General features: G+C 67.9%; 14 protein-coding genes. 3 read left to right on the top strand and 11 right to left on the bottom strand.

The annotated features are described in order from the left end of the window. Window positions 1-11 precede the first annotated feature (11 nt). From CH42_RS05160 to CH42_RS05145, 4 genes are all read right to left on the bottom strand, one after another. Complete coding sequence (locus CH42_RS05160; protein ID WP_053352142.1) at window positions 12-1664, bottom strand: M24 family metallopeptidase; 1653 nt, start codon at window positions 1662-1664, stop codon at window positions 12-14. A 74-nt stretch (window positions 1665-1738) separates the two neighbouring features. Then, window positions 1739-2521, bottom strand: coding sequence for an ABC transporter ATP-binding protein (locus CH42_RS05155; protein WP_204374524.1), 783 nt, complete (start codon window positions 2519-2521; stop codon window positions 1739-1741). A 26-nt stretch (window positions 2522-2547) separates the two neighbouring features. Next, entirely contained in the window at window positions 2548-3597 is a 1050-nt protein-coding gene (locus CH42_RS05150; protein WP_053352141.1) for an ABC transporter substrate-binding protein, read from the bottom strand. Window positions 3598-3652: 55 nt separating this feature from the next. Next, window positions 3653-4522, bottom strand: coding sequence for an ABC transporter permease (locus CH42_RS05145; protein WP_204374523.1), 870 nt, complete (start codon window positions 4520-4522; stop codon window positions 3653-3655). A gap of 331 nt (window positions 4523-4853) precedes the next feature. Between CH42_RS05145 and CH42_RS05140 the strand changes: the two genes are divergently transcribed. Beyond that, the gene (locus CH42_RS05140) at window positions 4854-6893 is read left to right on the top strand and encodes an aldehyde dehydrogenase family protein (protein ID WP_162231062.1); all 2040 of its coding nucleotides are present in this window, start codon (window positions 4854-4856) and stop codon (window positions 6891-6893) included. A 5-nt stretch (window positions 6894-6898) separates the two neighbouring features. Then, window positions 6899-8029 carry a mannose-1-phosphate guanylyltransferase gene (locus CH42_RS05135; protein ID WP_053352140.1) on the top strand — a complete coding sequence of 377 codons (1131 nt, stop codon included), beginning with the start codon at window positions 6899-6901 and terminating at the stop codon, window positions 8027-8029. Between the two features lie 86 nt (window positions 8030-8115). Here the strand turns inward: CH42_RS05135 and CH42_RS05130 are convergent, their stop codons facing one another. From CH42_RS05130 to CH42_RS05100, 7 genes are all read right to left on the bottom strand, one after another. After that, window positions 8116-8403 (bottom strand): WXG100 family type VII secretion target, encoded by a 288-nt coding sequence (locus CH42_RS05130; protein WP_053352139.1) that lies wholly within the window; start codon window positions 8401-8403, stop codon window positions 8116-8118. A gap of 12 nt (window positions 8404-8415) precedes the next feature. After that, on the bottom strand, window positions 8416-8820 hold the full coding sequence (locus tag CH42_RS05125) for a YbaB/EbfC family nucleoid-associated protein (RefSeq protein ID WP_053352138.1): 405 nt from the start codon (window positions 8818-8820) through the stop codon (window positions 8416-8418). 3 nt (window positions 8821-8823) lie between these two features. Next, window positions 8824-9456 (bottom strand): hypothetical protein, encoded by a 633-nt coding sequence (locus CH42_RS05120; RefSeq protein ID WP_156322470.1) that lies wholly within the window; start codon window positions 9454-9456, stop codon window positions 8824-8826. Window positions 9457-9465: 9 nt separating this feature from the next. Then, window positions 9466-10764 (bottom strand): hypothetical protein, encoded by a 1299-nt coding sequence (locus tag CH42_RS05115; RefSeq protein WP_053352136.1) that lies wholly within the window; start codon window positions 10762-10764, stop codon window positions 9466-9468. Further along, complete coding sequence (locus CH42_RS05110) at window positions 10754-11068, bottom strand: hypothetical protein (RefSeq protein ID WP_053352135.1); 315 nt, start codon at window positions 11066-11068, stop codon at window positions 10754-10756. The genes CH42_RS05115 and CH42_RS05110 overlap by 11 nt, the downstream gene beginning before the upstream one ends. A gap of 86 nt (window positions 11069-11154) precedes the next feature. Continuing rightward, entirely contained in the window at window positions 11155-11895 is a 741-nt protein-coding gene (locus tag CH42_RS05105; protein ID WP_053352134.1) for a PDC sensor domain-containing protein, read from the bottom strand. Window positions 11896-11931: 36 nt separating this feature from the next. Continuing rightward, complete coding sequence (locus CH42_RS05100) at window positions 11932-12738, bottom strand: FadR/GntR family transcriptional regulator (protein ID WP_053352133.1); 807 nt, start codon at window positions 12736-12738, stop codon at window positions 11932-11934. A gap of 196 nt (window positions 12739-12934) precedes the next feature. On the opposite strand from CH42_RS05100, the gene CH42_RS05095 reads away from it, so the two are divergent. Then, window positions 12935-14053, top strand: a complete 1119-nt coding sequence (locus CH42_RS05095; protein ID WP_082309298.1) for an ABC transporter ATP-binding protein — start codon at window positions 12935-12937, stop codon at window positions 14051-14053. Window position 14054: the final 1 nt, after the last annotated feature.

The raw sequence follows: 14054 nt of genomic DNA, 5'->3' as shown, positions 1-14054 counted from the left end.
TCAAACGGGACTCAGTGCTCCCGGAGCGTCAGGTTGTACGTGCGGTCGGCGCCGATGTACCAGAGATCCTCGGTACCGATCGCGTGCCGGTCGTAGCGCCACGGAATCTCGGCGGCGCCGTACGAGCCTGCACGGAGCACGAAGCGGTAGCCGGGGCGCAGCTCGTTCGCGAACGACTCCTGCTTGCCCATGAGGTGCCCCACGTTGCGCTTGCTGTATTCGACTTCGAAGTCGACCTCGTTGCCGAGCAACCCGATCTCTCGCATACGCGGGAGTACCGTCACGAGATGTTCAAGCGTCTTCGCGTGCACGTCCTCGCAGACGACACCGGCGCGCAGCTGCGGAATGATCACCTCGCGCACCGCGGTCGTGAGGATGCCGTAGGCCTCGCGCCCCTCGGGGGTGCGCAGCACGGATCGCGCCATATCGGAGGTCGCGACAACCACGCCATCGATGACCACGCGCACCCCGGCATCGAGCTGGATGCACGTGGTGCTGGCATCAAGCGGGAAGTCGGTCGGCGGGCCCGGGAACAGCATGCGCTGCGATGAGTGCAGGTTCGTGAAGTAGGGCTCCACCGTGAACGGGATCTCCGATTCGCTGACGAACCGCTCCAAGAACTCGAGGTATCGCGCGTACATGATGTTCTCGGTGAACGTCTCCCCTGCGTCGAGCTGCGCGTGCGCCCAGTCAACGGTCTGTTCGATCGCGGTCGTCGAGGCACGCGCCGCGATGAGCTGGAACGGGAGATCCTCGAAGTCGCGCTCGTCGCGCCACGAGCCGAGTGCCCGCGATGCCGATACGAGCACCGCACCCGCGTCGGTGAGGCGGAGGCCGAGCTGACTCTGCTCCCACTGCTCCTCGAAGGCGATGCGCGGGCCGGCGGCGAGCGCCGTAATCGCTTCGGCCGCCGAACCGTACTGGCCGGTCTCGGCACCGACGACCCCGGGCACGGCGTGCTCGGAGACGACGTACAGCGATCCGCCCGCCCAGAGCGCGGCGGCACCCGGCTGCCAGACGGTGCCCGTCACCTCGCTGAAGTTCGGTGCCGACGAGAGCAGGATCGCATCGACCCCGAGCGCCTCGGCGGCCTCGGGCAGAGCCGAGAACCGGGTGTCGGCGTCGGCGCGCAGCTCGCGCTCGAGGCCGGCGAGATGGTCGACCTCACCGATCAGTCGCTCGGCGACGGGCACGCCGGCAGCGCGCCAGCCGGCGAACTTCTGGAGCACGGCGGCCTGGTCGACTTCGACGACGACGACCGGGCGCTGCTCGGGCAGTTCGACGCGCACATCGACCTCGCCCGTGAGCTTGAGGTAGTGCGTGTAGGGCGCCCGGGGGTCGAGGTCGACCGGGCGGTCTCCCACCAGCTCTTTAACGAGCGCCGGCAGATTCGCGGCTGCCGGGTAGTCGGCGACGGGTCGCGGATCGATCGTGACCCACGGCTCGTAGAAGCGGATCTTCGCGGGGTCCACGCCGCCGCCCGTCACGATGTTGCCTTGCTCTTGCTGGCGAGCCAGCATCACTTCAGCGCCGCCGTCCTCGAAGATGAGCGGGGTCACGAACGGGAACGAATCGAGACGGATCGCCGAGAACAGCAGGCGTTCGTTGGGCACGAAACCATAGCGCTCGGTGACGGCCTGGGGGTCGCAGATGATCTTCGCCATAGTGGTGGTCTTCTTCCTCTTCTCTTCGGTGCGCGGTGCCGGTGCGAATGCGGGTGCAGGTGCCGATGCGGTGCTCAACTGATGCCTGCCTCGACGCCGAGCAGCCCCTCGACCTGCGCGACAAGCTCGGCGAACTCGTCGGCGTACCGGGTGTCCTTCGACCGGGGGCGAGCCAGGTTGACGTTGATGTCCGCGATGATGCGCCCGGGGCGATCGCCGACGACGAGCACGCGATCCGCCAACCACACAGCCTCCGGGATGCTGTGCGTCACGAACAGCACACTGCGCTTCGTCTCTTGCCAGATGCGCTGCAGCTCGAAGTTCATCGAGTCGCGAGTCATCGCGTCAAGGGCGCCGAAGGGTTCGTCCATGAGCAGGATCTCGGGGTGCGAGACGAGAGCGCGGCAGATGGAGACGCGCTGCTGCATGCCGCCGCTCAACTCGTACGAGTAGTTCTTCGCCTTGTCGCCGAGGCCGACCATCTCGAGCAGCTCTTGCGCGAGGGCCTTCGCTTCCTTCGTCGAGCGCTTGCGGAACTCCATGGGGAGCAGCACGTTGGCAAGGTTGTTGCGCCACGGCAGCAGCGTGGGGCTCTGGAACACCATCGCGATGTCGCGCAGGGCCTCCTTCACGCCGCGACCGCGCACGAGCACCTCGCCCTCGGTGTTCTCGAGCAGGCCCGAGATGATCTTGAGCAGCGTGGTCTTGCCGCCGCCCGACTGCCCCACGATGGAGACGAACTCGCCCGGGGCGATATCGAACTCGCAACCGCGCAGCACCGTGTTCGTCGCGCCGTCGCGGGCGGTGTAGGTCATGCCCACGTCGCGAACGCTGATGACCGGTTCACTGGTCGTCATGATGACGGTCCTTTCTGCCGCGCCGCTTACGCGGACGGCTGCTCGATCGTGTCGTCGGGCCCGAGGGGCTCGAGGAATTCGTTGGTGTAGATGTCGGCCGGCGACACCTCTTCGGGGTGCTCGAGGCCGAGGTACTCGGCGGCGAGGTCGATCTGCTTCTGCACGCCGGCGTCGCTCATGGTGCCGAAGCCGGCCTCGGTGTTCTCGTCGTCCCACATCAGGTCGCACTGGCCCTGCACGGCGTCGTCGATGGCGTCGGCGTCGAAGCCGGGCACCTGCTCGTCGAAGATCTTCGCCGTCTCGTCCTGGCTCTGGCACGCCCACGCGAATCCGCGCTGCATGGCGGTGCTGAAGCGCTTCACGAGGTCGGGGTTCTGCTCGATGGTCTGGTCGGAGGCAATGACGCCGTTGCCGTAGTAAAGCAGACCGAGGTCGGCCCAGTTCAGAATCACGGGATCGTACCCCTCGGCGATGAGCGTCGGGCCGTCCGAGACCGAGAGCGCCAGGTTCGCGTCCCACTGCTTGGCGATGAGCCCGGGAATCTTCGCCTCGCCGGCCGCCGAGACGATGCTCACGTCGCCCTCCTGCCACCCGAGCTTGTCGAGCACCGCGGGCCACATCGCGACCATGGCACCGTTGCCCTCGGTCGCGACGGTCTTGCCCTTGAGGTCGTCCCAATCCTTGATGCCGGAGTCGGGCAGCGCGAGGGCGGCGTACGCTGACTTGCCCTGCACCAGGTTGATCTGGCGAATCGAGGCGCCCTGGGCGCGGTTGAGAATCGACACGTTGTAGTCGGCCCAGCCGAAGTCGACGCGCCCCGTGTCGACCGATGCCACGGTGTTGGCCGATCCCGAACCCGGCATGATTTCGACGTCGATGCCCTGATCCTTGAAGAACCCGGCTTCGACCGCGGCGTAGAAGGGGGCGTGCTTCGGCAAGACCGCGACGTCGAGCATGAAGTTGACCTGGTCGGTGCCGCCGTCAGCGGAGGCACCCGATCCGGATCCCGAGCAACCGGTGGCGAGGAGCGCGGTCGCGGCGATCATTGCCGCAACCACTGTTTTCTGTGCGCGCATGTGCGTGCTTCCTTTCTGGCAGGGAGGTACTGCAGTTCGTGGAGGATCGCCTGGACTACTTGACGTGGTTGCGCCAGGGCAGCAGGCGCTGCGCGATCACCGTGATGAGGTAGAAGAGCAGGAGCGAGATCGCCGCGAGCACCATGAACGCCGCGAACATCGTGGCGAGGTCGCTCTGGGCGTTCGCACGCAGAATCACCTGGCCGAGGCCGTCGGTGCCCGCGATGAACTCGCCGACCACCGCGCCGCCGACGGCGAGCGAGATCGAGATCTTCGCGCCCGAGAAGATCGAGGGCAGCGCGTACCAGAACTCGATCTTGCGCATCCGCATCCAGGTGCTCGCGTTGTTGATGCGCGCCAGTTCTTTGAGCTCGTTCGGCACGGCCGAGAGTCCATCGAACGTGTTGATGACGAGCGGGAAGAACGCGATCGCCATTGCGACGAACGCCTTCGATTCGAACCCGAACCCGAACCACACGATGAAGAGCGGCGCGAGCGCGACCTTCGGAATCGTGTCGACGGCGATCAGCGCGGGGTAGAGGAAGTGCCGCACCGCAGGAATGTAGAAGAGCGTCGCGCCGCAGAGCACCCCGAGACCCGTGCCAAGAGCGAAGCCGGCGAGGGCCTCCGTGATGGTCACCCAGGCGTGGTGGGCGAAGTAGTCGGGCTGAGTGAACAGCTTCTCGAACGCTGCAATCGGCCCGACGAGCAGAAAGGCCGGGATCTGAAAGACGCGGACGATGATTTCCCAGACCGCGAGGATGCCGAGCATGCCGACGACGGCCTTGATGGCTTTGTCGACGCCGCTCGGCAGCACGCGGCGTTTGCGAGCCGGTGCGATGGCGATGGTCTCGGTGAGGCTCGTCGGAGCGGCGATGCTCTGAGGATCCCTGACCGCAGTGGGGTGCGAGGTATCGATGTTCATGACCTTCCCAAGTTCGAAGTGTGGCGACGTGCACGAGTGCAGGTCTGGTGGGTCGCGCATCCACTCTCGACGAGTCCTCGACGATGAGGCGGACGAAGCATGGTCCTCAGTATTGAAGCCGGTGAAGATACCTGTCTAACACCCTTTCGGCATTCATTGAGTCCCTCACGGTATGACCCTGTCGCTCGTTGCGTCACCACGCTCGCGATACCCAGGGGGCATTGTTCGAGACCGAATCAATACTGGACGCAGGAGCAACGACTCGCTTCACTGGCTGCATCGGGCTCCCCGCGCGGGCGCCCGTGCTTCCGCCGAAGAAAGGACTCCCACGATGGCAGCATCCTCCGCACTCGACCGACTTGCCGCACTCGGCCTCGAGCTGCCCGCCCCTTCGCAGGGCCAGTACTCGTATACGCCGTTCGTCGCCGCTCGTGGCGTCGGGCACGTCTCCGGCCAGATTCCGAAGCGCGACGGCGCCGTCGCCTACACCGGCGCCGTGCACGACAACGACGGCGTGCCGCGCGCCCAAGATGCAGCGCAGCTGGCAGCCCTGGGAGCGCTGGCACAGATCGAGCACGCTGTCGGTCTCGACCGTGTCGCGCAGCTGCTCAAACTCACCGTCTACGTCGCCAGCGGGCCAGAGTTCGACGATCAGCCCGCCGTCGCCGAGGGCGCTTCCCGATTGCTGCGCGACGTCCTCGGCGAATCGGGCGCGCATGCGCGCACCGCATTCGGCGTCCCCCGACTCCCGAAGAACGCTACCGTCGAACTCGATCTCGTCGTCGGGCTGCACGACGAGACGGGCGCCTCTCGCGGGCCCGGCACCGCGCCTGCGGCAACGTCTGCCGACGGGCCTAGCTCGCCCGACGCAGATCTCGAGGCGGTACTGGCCGCAGCCGACGCGGCCGCCCCCGAGCTCGCCGCGCTGCCCCCGCGCCGTCGCGCCGAACTGCTGGTCGCCCTCGCCGACGCGCTCGACTCGGAGCGCGAATCACTCGTCGCGATCGCCGAGCGCGAGACCGGCCTCACGAGCGCGCGGCTCACCGGCGAGGTCACCCGCACCGCCGTGCAACTGCGGCTGTTCGCCGAGGCCGTCGTGTCGGGTGCGCACCTCGACGCCCGCATCGATGAAGCCGACGCCGACTTCGCCCTCGGCGCGCGACCCGACCTGCGCCGCACCCACATCCCGGTCGGCCCCGTACTGAACTTCTCGGCGTCGAACTTCCCCTTCGCCTTCTCGGTGCTCGGCGGCGACTCCGCCTCGATCCTCGCGGCGGGCTGCCCCCTGATCATCAAGGCGCACTCGGGTCACCCCGACCTCTCCGACGCGACCGCCGCACTCGCCCAGCGCGTCATCGCCGCCGCCGGGCTCCCCGGCGGCACTCTCCAGGTGATCCACGGTCAGGAGACCGGCGTGGCAGCACTGCGCGATCCGCGCGTGCGCGCCGCATCGTTCACCGGCTCGACGCACGGCGGGCGCCTCCTGGCCGACATCGCGGCCGCGCGCCCAGCACCGATCCCGTTCTACGGCGAACTCGGCAGCATCAACCCGGTGTTCATCACCGATGCGGCGATCACGGAGCGCGGCAGTGCGCTCGCAGGCGACTATCTCGCAAGTGTCGGCGGATCAGCCGGCCAGCTCTGCACGAAGCCCGGGCTGGTGTTCGTGCCCGAGGGCTCCGGCTTCGCCGAGGCAGTCCGCGCCGCGGCCGGTGCGGCGCCGGCGTCCGAGCACCGACTGCTCGGCCCCCGCATCGCCGCGGCATACGCGACCGGGCTCGATGCGGTGCGCGCCCTCGCGGGCGTGGAGGAGCTCGCGTCGGGCGCGATCCGCATCGACACCGACGGCCAGGGGTGGGTCACCCCGACCATCGTGCGCGTCTCCCTCGACACGCTCCGCGCGCACCGCGAGCTGCTCGCCGAGGAGCTGTTCGGTCCGTTCTCGGTGGTGATCGATGTGCCTGCCGACGCAGCACTCGCGCCACTCGTCAGCGAGTTCGTCGAGGGCAGCCTCACCGGCACCGTGCACCTCGGCGAGGCCGAGGGATCCGCAGCCGCTCCCCCAGCCGCCCTGCAGCAGCTCGTCGCCGAACTGGCCGCGCACGCCGGTCGCGTACTCTTCAACGGCTGGCCCACAGGCGTCGCAGTCACGCCCGCGCAGCAGCACGGCGGCCCGTGGCCTGCGACCACGAATGATGCCAGCACCTCGGTGGGCACCGCAGCGCTCGGCCGTTTTCTCCGCCCGGTCGCCTACCAGAACGCCCCCACAGCATTCCTCCCGGAGGCACTGCGCGATGCGAACCCGCTGAGCGTGCCGCAGTCGCGGAGCGCCGCCGGTCAGTCCCTTTCCTGGGGGCGCACAGTAGGCTGATTGCCATGACCGAGCAGACCTCGACCACGCCCGCCATCGAGCGGTTCACCTGCGTCATTCCGGCGGGCGGGGTCGGGTCGCGCTTGTGGCCGCTGTCGCGCGCGAACGCGCCGAAATTCCTCCTCGATCTCACGGGGTCAGGAGACTCTCTGCTGCGCGCGACCTGGGATCGACTCTCACCGCTCGTTCCGGCCGAGCGCACCATGGTCGTGACCGGCATCTCGCACCGCGACTCCGTCGCCGAACAGCTCCCCGAGCTGCTCTCCGAAAACCTCGTCACCGAGAGCGAGCCCAAAGATTCGTCGGCTGCCATCGGGCTCGCCGCCGCCATCCTTGAGCTGCGCGACCCCGACGCGATCCTCGGCTCGTTCGCGGCCGACCATGTCATTCGCGGCGACGTCCTCTTCCAGCGCGCCGTCACAACGGCCGTGCAGGCCGCCGACCTCGGGTACATCGCCACCATCGGCATTCACCCGTCGCACCCCGCCACCGGCTTCGGCTACATCGCCGCGGGCGCAGCACGGCGCGATATTGCGCCGTTCGACGTCTACGACGTGACCTCGTTCGTCGAGAAGCCCGACGCCGAGCAGGCCGAAGCGTACATCGCCGACGGCGGGTATCTCTGGAACGCGGGCATGTTCATCGCGCGCGCCACCGTGCTGCTGGAGCAGATGGCACTGCACCAGCCCGCACTCGTCGAGGCGCTGCGCGAGATCGCCGCGGCCTGGGATACCGAGCGCGGTGCGGAGGTGCGCGAGCGCCTCTGGCCGACGCTTCCGAAGATCGCGGTCGACTACACCGTCGCCGAGCCCGCCGCCGCGGCCGGCAAAATGGTCTGCGTCGCCGCCCACTTCGACTGGGACGACGTCGGCGATTTCGCCTCGGTCGCGAACCTGCTCACCCGCGGACGCGGCAGCGACCTCGCCGTGCTCGGCGATGGTGCGCAAGTGCTCTCTGATGCGTCGAGCGGCATCGTCGTCTCCGAGAGCGATCGCCTCGTCGCGCTCGTCGGCGTCGAAGACATCGTCGTGGTCGACACCGCAGACGTGCTGCTCGTCACCACGAAGAACCGCGCACAAGATGTGAAGAACCTGGTCAGCCGCATGAAGGTGACCGGAGGCGGGCACCTGCTGTAACCGGGTCGGCTCAACTCTCGCGGGGTCGCCTCCGCACTCGCGGGTTGCCCCACGCTCGCGAGTCGCCACGAGCGAGATGCGACGCGTCAGGCCGAGATCGCGTCAGCCGCGTCGGCGTCGAGTTGCGCGTAATGCTCGGCGATGTCGCGCACTGCCGCACCCGATCGTCGCAGCTCATCCGCTCGCTCAAGCATTCGGCGCTGCGTCTCGGCGTACTGGGCGAGAAATGCAGCTTGCGCGGCCCCGCTCCACTGCCCGGCGAGCAGCTGCACGCGGTCGCGCAGGGCTTCCTGCTGCTGCACGATCACCTCAGAGGCCGCCACCCAGTCATCACCGAGCGCGGTGAGCTCGTCGGGGTGCACTTCCAGTTCCATCGTCCGCTCCCCCTACCGGTACGTGATGCCGTCGCCCGAGGCCGCGCCCCAGCGATCGGCCGTGGCGCTGATCTGGGTCGAAATCTCTGCGTCGCTGCCGAAGAGGTCTGCGCTCTGTTGCGCGAGGGCCTGCATCGCCCGCTGCTGCGCCTGCTCGATCGTGCGCAGTGTTACCGCGGCGAGTTCGGTGAGCGGCAACTGCTCGGCCCGGGCGCCGAAGCTCAGCGCACTGACGCGACCCCCGGCATCGGCCTGCACTCGCACTTCGCCGCCCCCGGAGACCGCCTCAGCCGTCGTGTCGCGCGCGCTGTCGCGGAGCTGCTCGGCGTGACGCAGGTTCGTCGCCGCCTCCTCGTGCAAGGCGGCGACGCGTGCGGCAACTGCGTCGAATGGGTCATTCGATTCACGAGTGTCCATCGTCTATTCCCCCTCAGTGGTTGCTTGGTCAGACGTCGCGCTGCCGGGCGCAGCCGCAGCGCCGTCGATCTCGCGCGTGATTCCCGAGGATGCCTCGGGGACGTCACCGGGCCACGCACCGAGTCGCTCCAGATTCCGCGCACCCGCATCGGACTGGGAGTTCGACGAGAGCGTGATCGATGCGCGGCTCGTGCCGCCGTCGAAGGCACGAGACGTATCGAGCCACCCCGAAGCCACCGCGGCTGCGCCGAGATCGAACGAGTTCGCCGTGTCAGTGGTGACCGACAGGTAAAGGCGCGATGTCGGCTGGTACCCGTCGCGCACCGACCACGCCGTGCGCGCCAGCAGGTCGACGAACGCATCGGGATCGGCGACGACGAAGTCGTCTGCGACGGTCACGGCGAGTTCCGCCGAGGTGCTGTTCTTCGCGTTCGGCGCCTGCGAGATCGAGAGCCGGTCGACCGAGACCCCGGAAATGCGCTCGAGCTGCTCGATCGCTTCGGCCGTCGTCTGCCCGCCTGAATCCGGAAAGCTCGGAATGGTCTCGCGAGCAACCGGCGCGCACGCAGTGGCTGCCAGGGCCGCACTGAGCGCGAGGCCACTGACGACCAGCGTTCCCCAACGTTGTCTCCGCACCATGCGTTCCTACTCCCCGTATCGCAGATTGTCTCGGATGCGCGAGGCCATATCGCTCCAGAGCGACGCGTCGACGAATCCGGCGTAGGCCGGGTTGGTCTCGTCGAGTATGCCCAGGGCGTCATAGCGGTCGAGCACCGTCTGGTCGTAGCCGCTGGTGACCTGCAGCCTGGCGTGCCCGTTCTCGTCGCGCGTGATGCGGAACGCGACCTCGCCGGGCTCCTCCGGGTGGCCTTCCATGGCCCGAATGACGAAGCCGTCTTCAGTGACCTGGGTCACGAGGATGTTGCCCTGCGTCACACCCGGGATGTCGACTCCGAGCAGCGAGGCATCGATGACCTGGTCTTCCTCGAGCCCGCTCAGGTTCAGCTGCGAATTGTCTCCGACCCGAGACGGCACGAACAGGTGCCCGAAGTTCTCGCTGAAGCGCGCCATCAATTCTTCGGTCGTGAGGTCGGTCGGGCCCAGGTCGTACTCGTGCGTGTACCCGCGATCGTATTCGCCCTCGAACTCGAGGTCGGAGCCGGGGTAGGGGTGCCCGCTCACGTTGTAGATGTCGCCGAGACCTCCGCCTTGCTGACCGGGCGCCACATCGACTGGAGCATCTCCGGGCGGCACGTACTGGAACAGGACGGCGAGCAGGGCCTCGATCTGCGCGTGCGCCGGCACCATGGCGCGCATCAGATCGAGCAGCAGGCGCAGCAGGTCGCGGAAGCACTGCAGCACACGATCGATCTGTTCGCGGCATCGGGCGACGAGATCATCGACCGCGCGGGTGAACTCGAAGATCGCTTCGGCTTTCTTTTCGATCTCCCAGGGCCAGGAGAACACGAAGTCGCCGAGACTCTGGCCGAATTGCCCGGCGAGGTCGAGCGCGTCCATCACGAGGGCACGCAGCCCCTCGCAGATGCGCAGCGCCACCTGCAGCGCCTGGGCACCGACTTTGCCCCAGTCGGCCACGGAATGAGCAGCGGCAGCGGCATCTCGCAGCGCAGCCGCAATCGCGTCGATGAAGAGTCCCTGCTGCCCGTTCTCGAGGGCCGCGGCCGTGCGCGTGAGCCCGTCGGACGCCTCTTGCAAGTGTCCGGTGCCCGTCTCCCACTCAATCGACACGCGATAGATCTCGCCCGGCTGCGCGAGCACGAGATCGAGCAGCCCGGTCAGCGGGGCGATGAACGGGGCCAAGAACGCCGGGACCGTGGGTACGGCAGCGGTGGCAGACGCGCTCCCCACGCTGACTCCCTGCGCCCACGACTGACTGGCGATCTGGGCGGCGATCGCGTCGGCCGGCGCGGTATTAATCGGCATCTTCGAGTCCGATCGATTCGAGGAAGGGAGCGATCGAGGTCTCGTAGGCCTCGAATCGGTCGTGTGTCGCCCCGATGTGATCGCCGTACCCGTCGATCAGCTCCGCGATCGATTTCGCCTGGGTCTGCAGCGCTGCGCCCAGCGTGCCAAAGGTGGCCGTCAACCCGAGCCCGATGGTCCCGAGGCCGGCGCCCAGGCTGATCGGAAACTTCTCGGCCCCTTCGCGAGCCGTCTCCGCTGCCGTCGCACAGGCCGTGCGGCCTTTCGTTAACTCGTCAGTGCTCAGCTTGATGACTTGTGCCACGATTCCCCCGATACGTGCGCTCGTTCCCTGCCAACAACATTACCCGGGAACGGCCCCACATCATCGGGTCGTGCACCGTCGTCAGGTCACGCGGCGACGAGCGAGAACGGGTACCGCCGCGACGAGACGATCTGCGGCCCCACACCCGTGTGCACCAGACCGGCGAGGCCGCTTTCGGGGTCGGCGCCGGCGTAGCGATCGCCCGTTTCGAAATCGGGGTTGTTCGAGAGCACGACGCGGCCGTTCGCGTTCACCAGGGTCGTTCCCGATCGGCCCGCGAGCACGGGCATCAGCGCGTCTTCGAGCGAGGAAACGAGTACGTCGGCGCACACGACGCCCCAGAAGTCGCCGTCGACGAGTACCGGCACGGCTGAGGTGATGGTGATCTCGTTCGAGCAGAGGTAGTCGACGAAAGGCCCGGCGACGTGTCGATCGCCCGTTGCCTCCGGAACCCGGTACCACTCGAGACGCATCAGATCGATCGCGGCCTGCCCGGGGCCGAACGTCGATGAGGCGAGCAGACTGCGGTCACGACCCTGCCACCAGGCCAGCGGATTCCCCTCGGTGACCAGATCGCTACTGGCGCAGAATCCTGCGCCGTACAGCGGCCGGTCCACCGTATCCAGCACCTTGTGCGCACCGTCTTCGACGAGCACCGCGAGCTGCGCCCCAGTCAGGTGCGCGTCGTCTTCCCGTCGACGCCGGAGCGCCGAGACGAGCCGGGGCAGCCAGGTATCGAGGGGAGCGAACACGCCATCGAAGAAGTCGTCGACGCACTGCAGCGCTGATTGGAGTGGCGCTTCGGCAGTGTCAGGCGCGGCAGTCACGGCTCTCTCTTCCTCTTCTTTGAGGTCGCGAGAAAGTCAGACGCCCCCACGACGCGATTCCAGTGTGCCACGAACCCCGCCATCGTGTGGAGCGGCGATGAGTTCGTTGCGAAACTGTACCAGCCAGCGGGCCGACGTGCGCACGGTCTCGCGAACGGCGGATCGCGCGGCGTCGGCATCGCCCAGCCGCGTCGAGCGGATCTGCGCCGCCAGCGCCTCATGCGTCTGCAGGCGAGCCGCACGGTCAATGTCTTGCAGTGCGAGCAGCGGGGTGAATTCCGTCTGCACGCGCACGTGCTCATTCGTCAGGCGGACGGATTGGCTGAGCGCCGCGAGTTCGAGCTGCACCTCGGTGACGCGCCGGCGCCAGGTCACGGCGTCGAGGCCTCTTGCGCGTTCGAGCACGAGGGCGACGATGTCGAGTTCGTCGGGAGTCGCTCGCTGGCAGGCGTATTCGGCGCACGCGCACGCGATCGCCTCGTAGAGCACGGCGAGGTCGGCGAGGGCGACACGGGGCATCGCCATCAGCGAGCGCGCGTTCACCTCTTCGACGGCGCCGTGGCTGGGGCGCACGAAGCTGCCGCCGTTGCGCCCGCGGCGGGTCTCGATGAGTTCGCGGTGACGAAGGCCGCTCAACGCCTCGCGCACGGTGACGACGGCCACTCCGAGCAATGCCGAAAGCTCAGTCTCGCTCGGGAGTCGCTCACCCTCGGTGAATGCGCCGACCGAAATGGCCTGCACGATGCGCGATTCGACTAGCTCGATGCGCCCCTCGTCTCCGATGGGGGCGAGCGCCGCAGTGCGCAATCGGCTCGGAGGCGCGGACGGAATCAGACTGACCACCGTATCTCCTCCGATTCTCGCGGGCTCATCGAGTTTCCCATGCCCCGCGGTGAGTTTTCCCTGCGCCACTCCGTGCCGGGGCCTCCGCGCCGTGACCGAACCGTGATCGCGCCGAACCCACTCCGAAACAAATCCTATAAAAACATATGTTATGGTTTCTGGCATCGGTTCGACAACGACGTTGAGGAGCACTCGCATGACCCGAGACACCCCGGGCACGGCCCCCGGCACGACCCCCGGCACCGCCTCAAGCGACATCGCGGTGTCCGTGCGCGGCGTGCGCAAGCAGTTCGGCGATCTCGTCGCCGTGAACGATCTCGACATCGAGATCCGCGCCGGCGAGTTCTTCTCCATGCTCGGCCCGTCGGGTTCGGGCAAGACGACAGTGCTGCGCATGATCGCGGGGTTCGAAGCCCCGACCGCCGGGCGCATTCTGCTGGGCGGCACCGATGTGACCGATGCCGCACCGTTCGACCGTGAGGTGAACACCGTCTTCCAGGATTACGCGCTCTTTCCGCACCTCACGATCGCCGAGAACGTCGCGTACGGACTCCGGGTGCGGGGAGTTTCGGGCCAGGAGCGCCGGCGCTTGGTCGGCGAAGCCCTCGAACAGGTGCAACTCGCGCACGTCGCCGACCGCTCGCCGGCCCAGCTCTCGGGGGGTCAGCGGCAGCGCATCGCGCTGGCTCGGGCGCTCATCTTGCGCCCGCAAGTGCTGCTGCTCGACGAGCCGCTCGGCGCGCTCGACAAGCAGCTGCGCGAGCAGATGCAGTTCGAGCTCAAGCAGATTCAGCGCGACGCCGGCATCACCTTCGTCTTCGTCACCCACGATCAAGAGGAGGCGCTGACGCTGTCGGATCGCGTGGCCGTCTTCAACAACGGCAAGATCGAGCAGGTCGGCAGCCCACGCGAGGTCTACGAGTTTCCGCAGACGGAGTTCGTGGCGACGTTCCTCGGCATCACGAATCTGTTGACGGGATCGTCCGCCGAGCGCATTCTCGGCGTCAGCACACCGCACAGCGTGCGCCCGGAGCGGGTGCGTCTCGTCGACCCGACCACCCCGCTCGAACCCGATCAGATCGCGATCGCCGGCTCGGTGCTCGAAACCGTCTACGCCGGCGCGCACACGCGGTACCTCGTCGAGACCGAGAGCGGCACGCGTTTCATCTCGGAGCAGCAGAACACGCACACTCCGCGCACCGACCCCAGCGTGCGACGCGGCGACGCGGTGAGCGTGCGCTTCGCCCGTGACCACGCCGTCGAGGTGCCGGGCGCCACGGCCCCGACCCCGGTCGCCGAACCCATTCCAGCCTGAA

Source organism: Leucobacter musarum subsp. musarum (assembly GCF_001273845.1).
Lineage (GTDB): Bacteria > Actinomycetota > Actinomycetes > Actinomycetales > Microbacteriaceae > Leucobacter > Leucobacter musarum.
Note: the sequence above shows the minus strand (reverse complement) of the source record. Positions and strands in the feature narration are given on the sequence as shown.

Excerpts from the sequence above, each read along its gene's own strand:
- CH42_RS05160 (WP_053352142.1), bottom strand. The coding sequence starts at position 1,664 with ATGGCGAAGATCATCTGCGACCCCCAGGCCGTCACCGAGCGCTATGGT.
- CH42_RS05155 (WP_204374524.1), bottom strand. The coding sequence starts at position 2,521 with ATGACGACCAGTGAACCGGTCATCAGCGTTCGCGACGTGGGCATGACC.
- CH42_RS05150 (WP_053352141.1), bottom strand. The coding sequence starts at position 3,597 with ATGCGCGCACAGAAAACAGTGGTTGCGGCAATGATCGCCGCGACCGCG.
- CH42_RS05145 (WP_204374523.1), bottom strand. The coding sequence starts at position 4,522 with ATGAACATCGATACCTCGCACCCCACTGCGGTCAGGGATCCTCAGAGC.
- CH42_RS05140 (WP_162231062.1), top strand. The coding sequence starts at position 4,854 with ATGGCAGCATCCTCCGCACTCGACCGACTTGCCGCACTCGGCCTCGAG.
- CH42_RS05135 (WP_053352140.1), top strand. The coding sequence starts at position 6,899 with ATGACCGAGCAGACCTCGACCACGCCCGCCATCGAGCGGTTCACCTGC.
- CH42_RS05130 (WP_053352139.1), bottom strand. The coding sequence starts at position 8,403 with ATGGAACTGGAAGTGCACCCCGACGAGCTCACCGCGCTCGGTGATGAC.
- CH42_RS05125 (WP_053352138.1), bottom strand. The coding sequence starts at position 8,820 with ATGGACACTCGTGAATCGAATGACCCATTCGACGCAGTTGCCGCACGC.
- CH42_RS05115 (WP_053352136.1), bottom strand. The coding sequence starts at position 10,764 with ATGCCGATTAATACCGCGCCGGCCGACGCGATCGCCGCCCAGATCGCC.
- CH42_RS05095 (WP_082309298.1), top strand. The coding sequence starts at position 12,935 with ATGACCCGAGACACCCCGGGCACGGCCCCCGGCACGACCCCCGGCACC.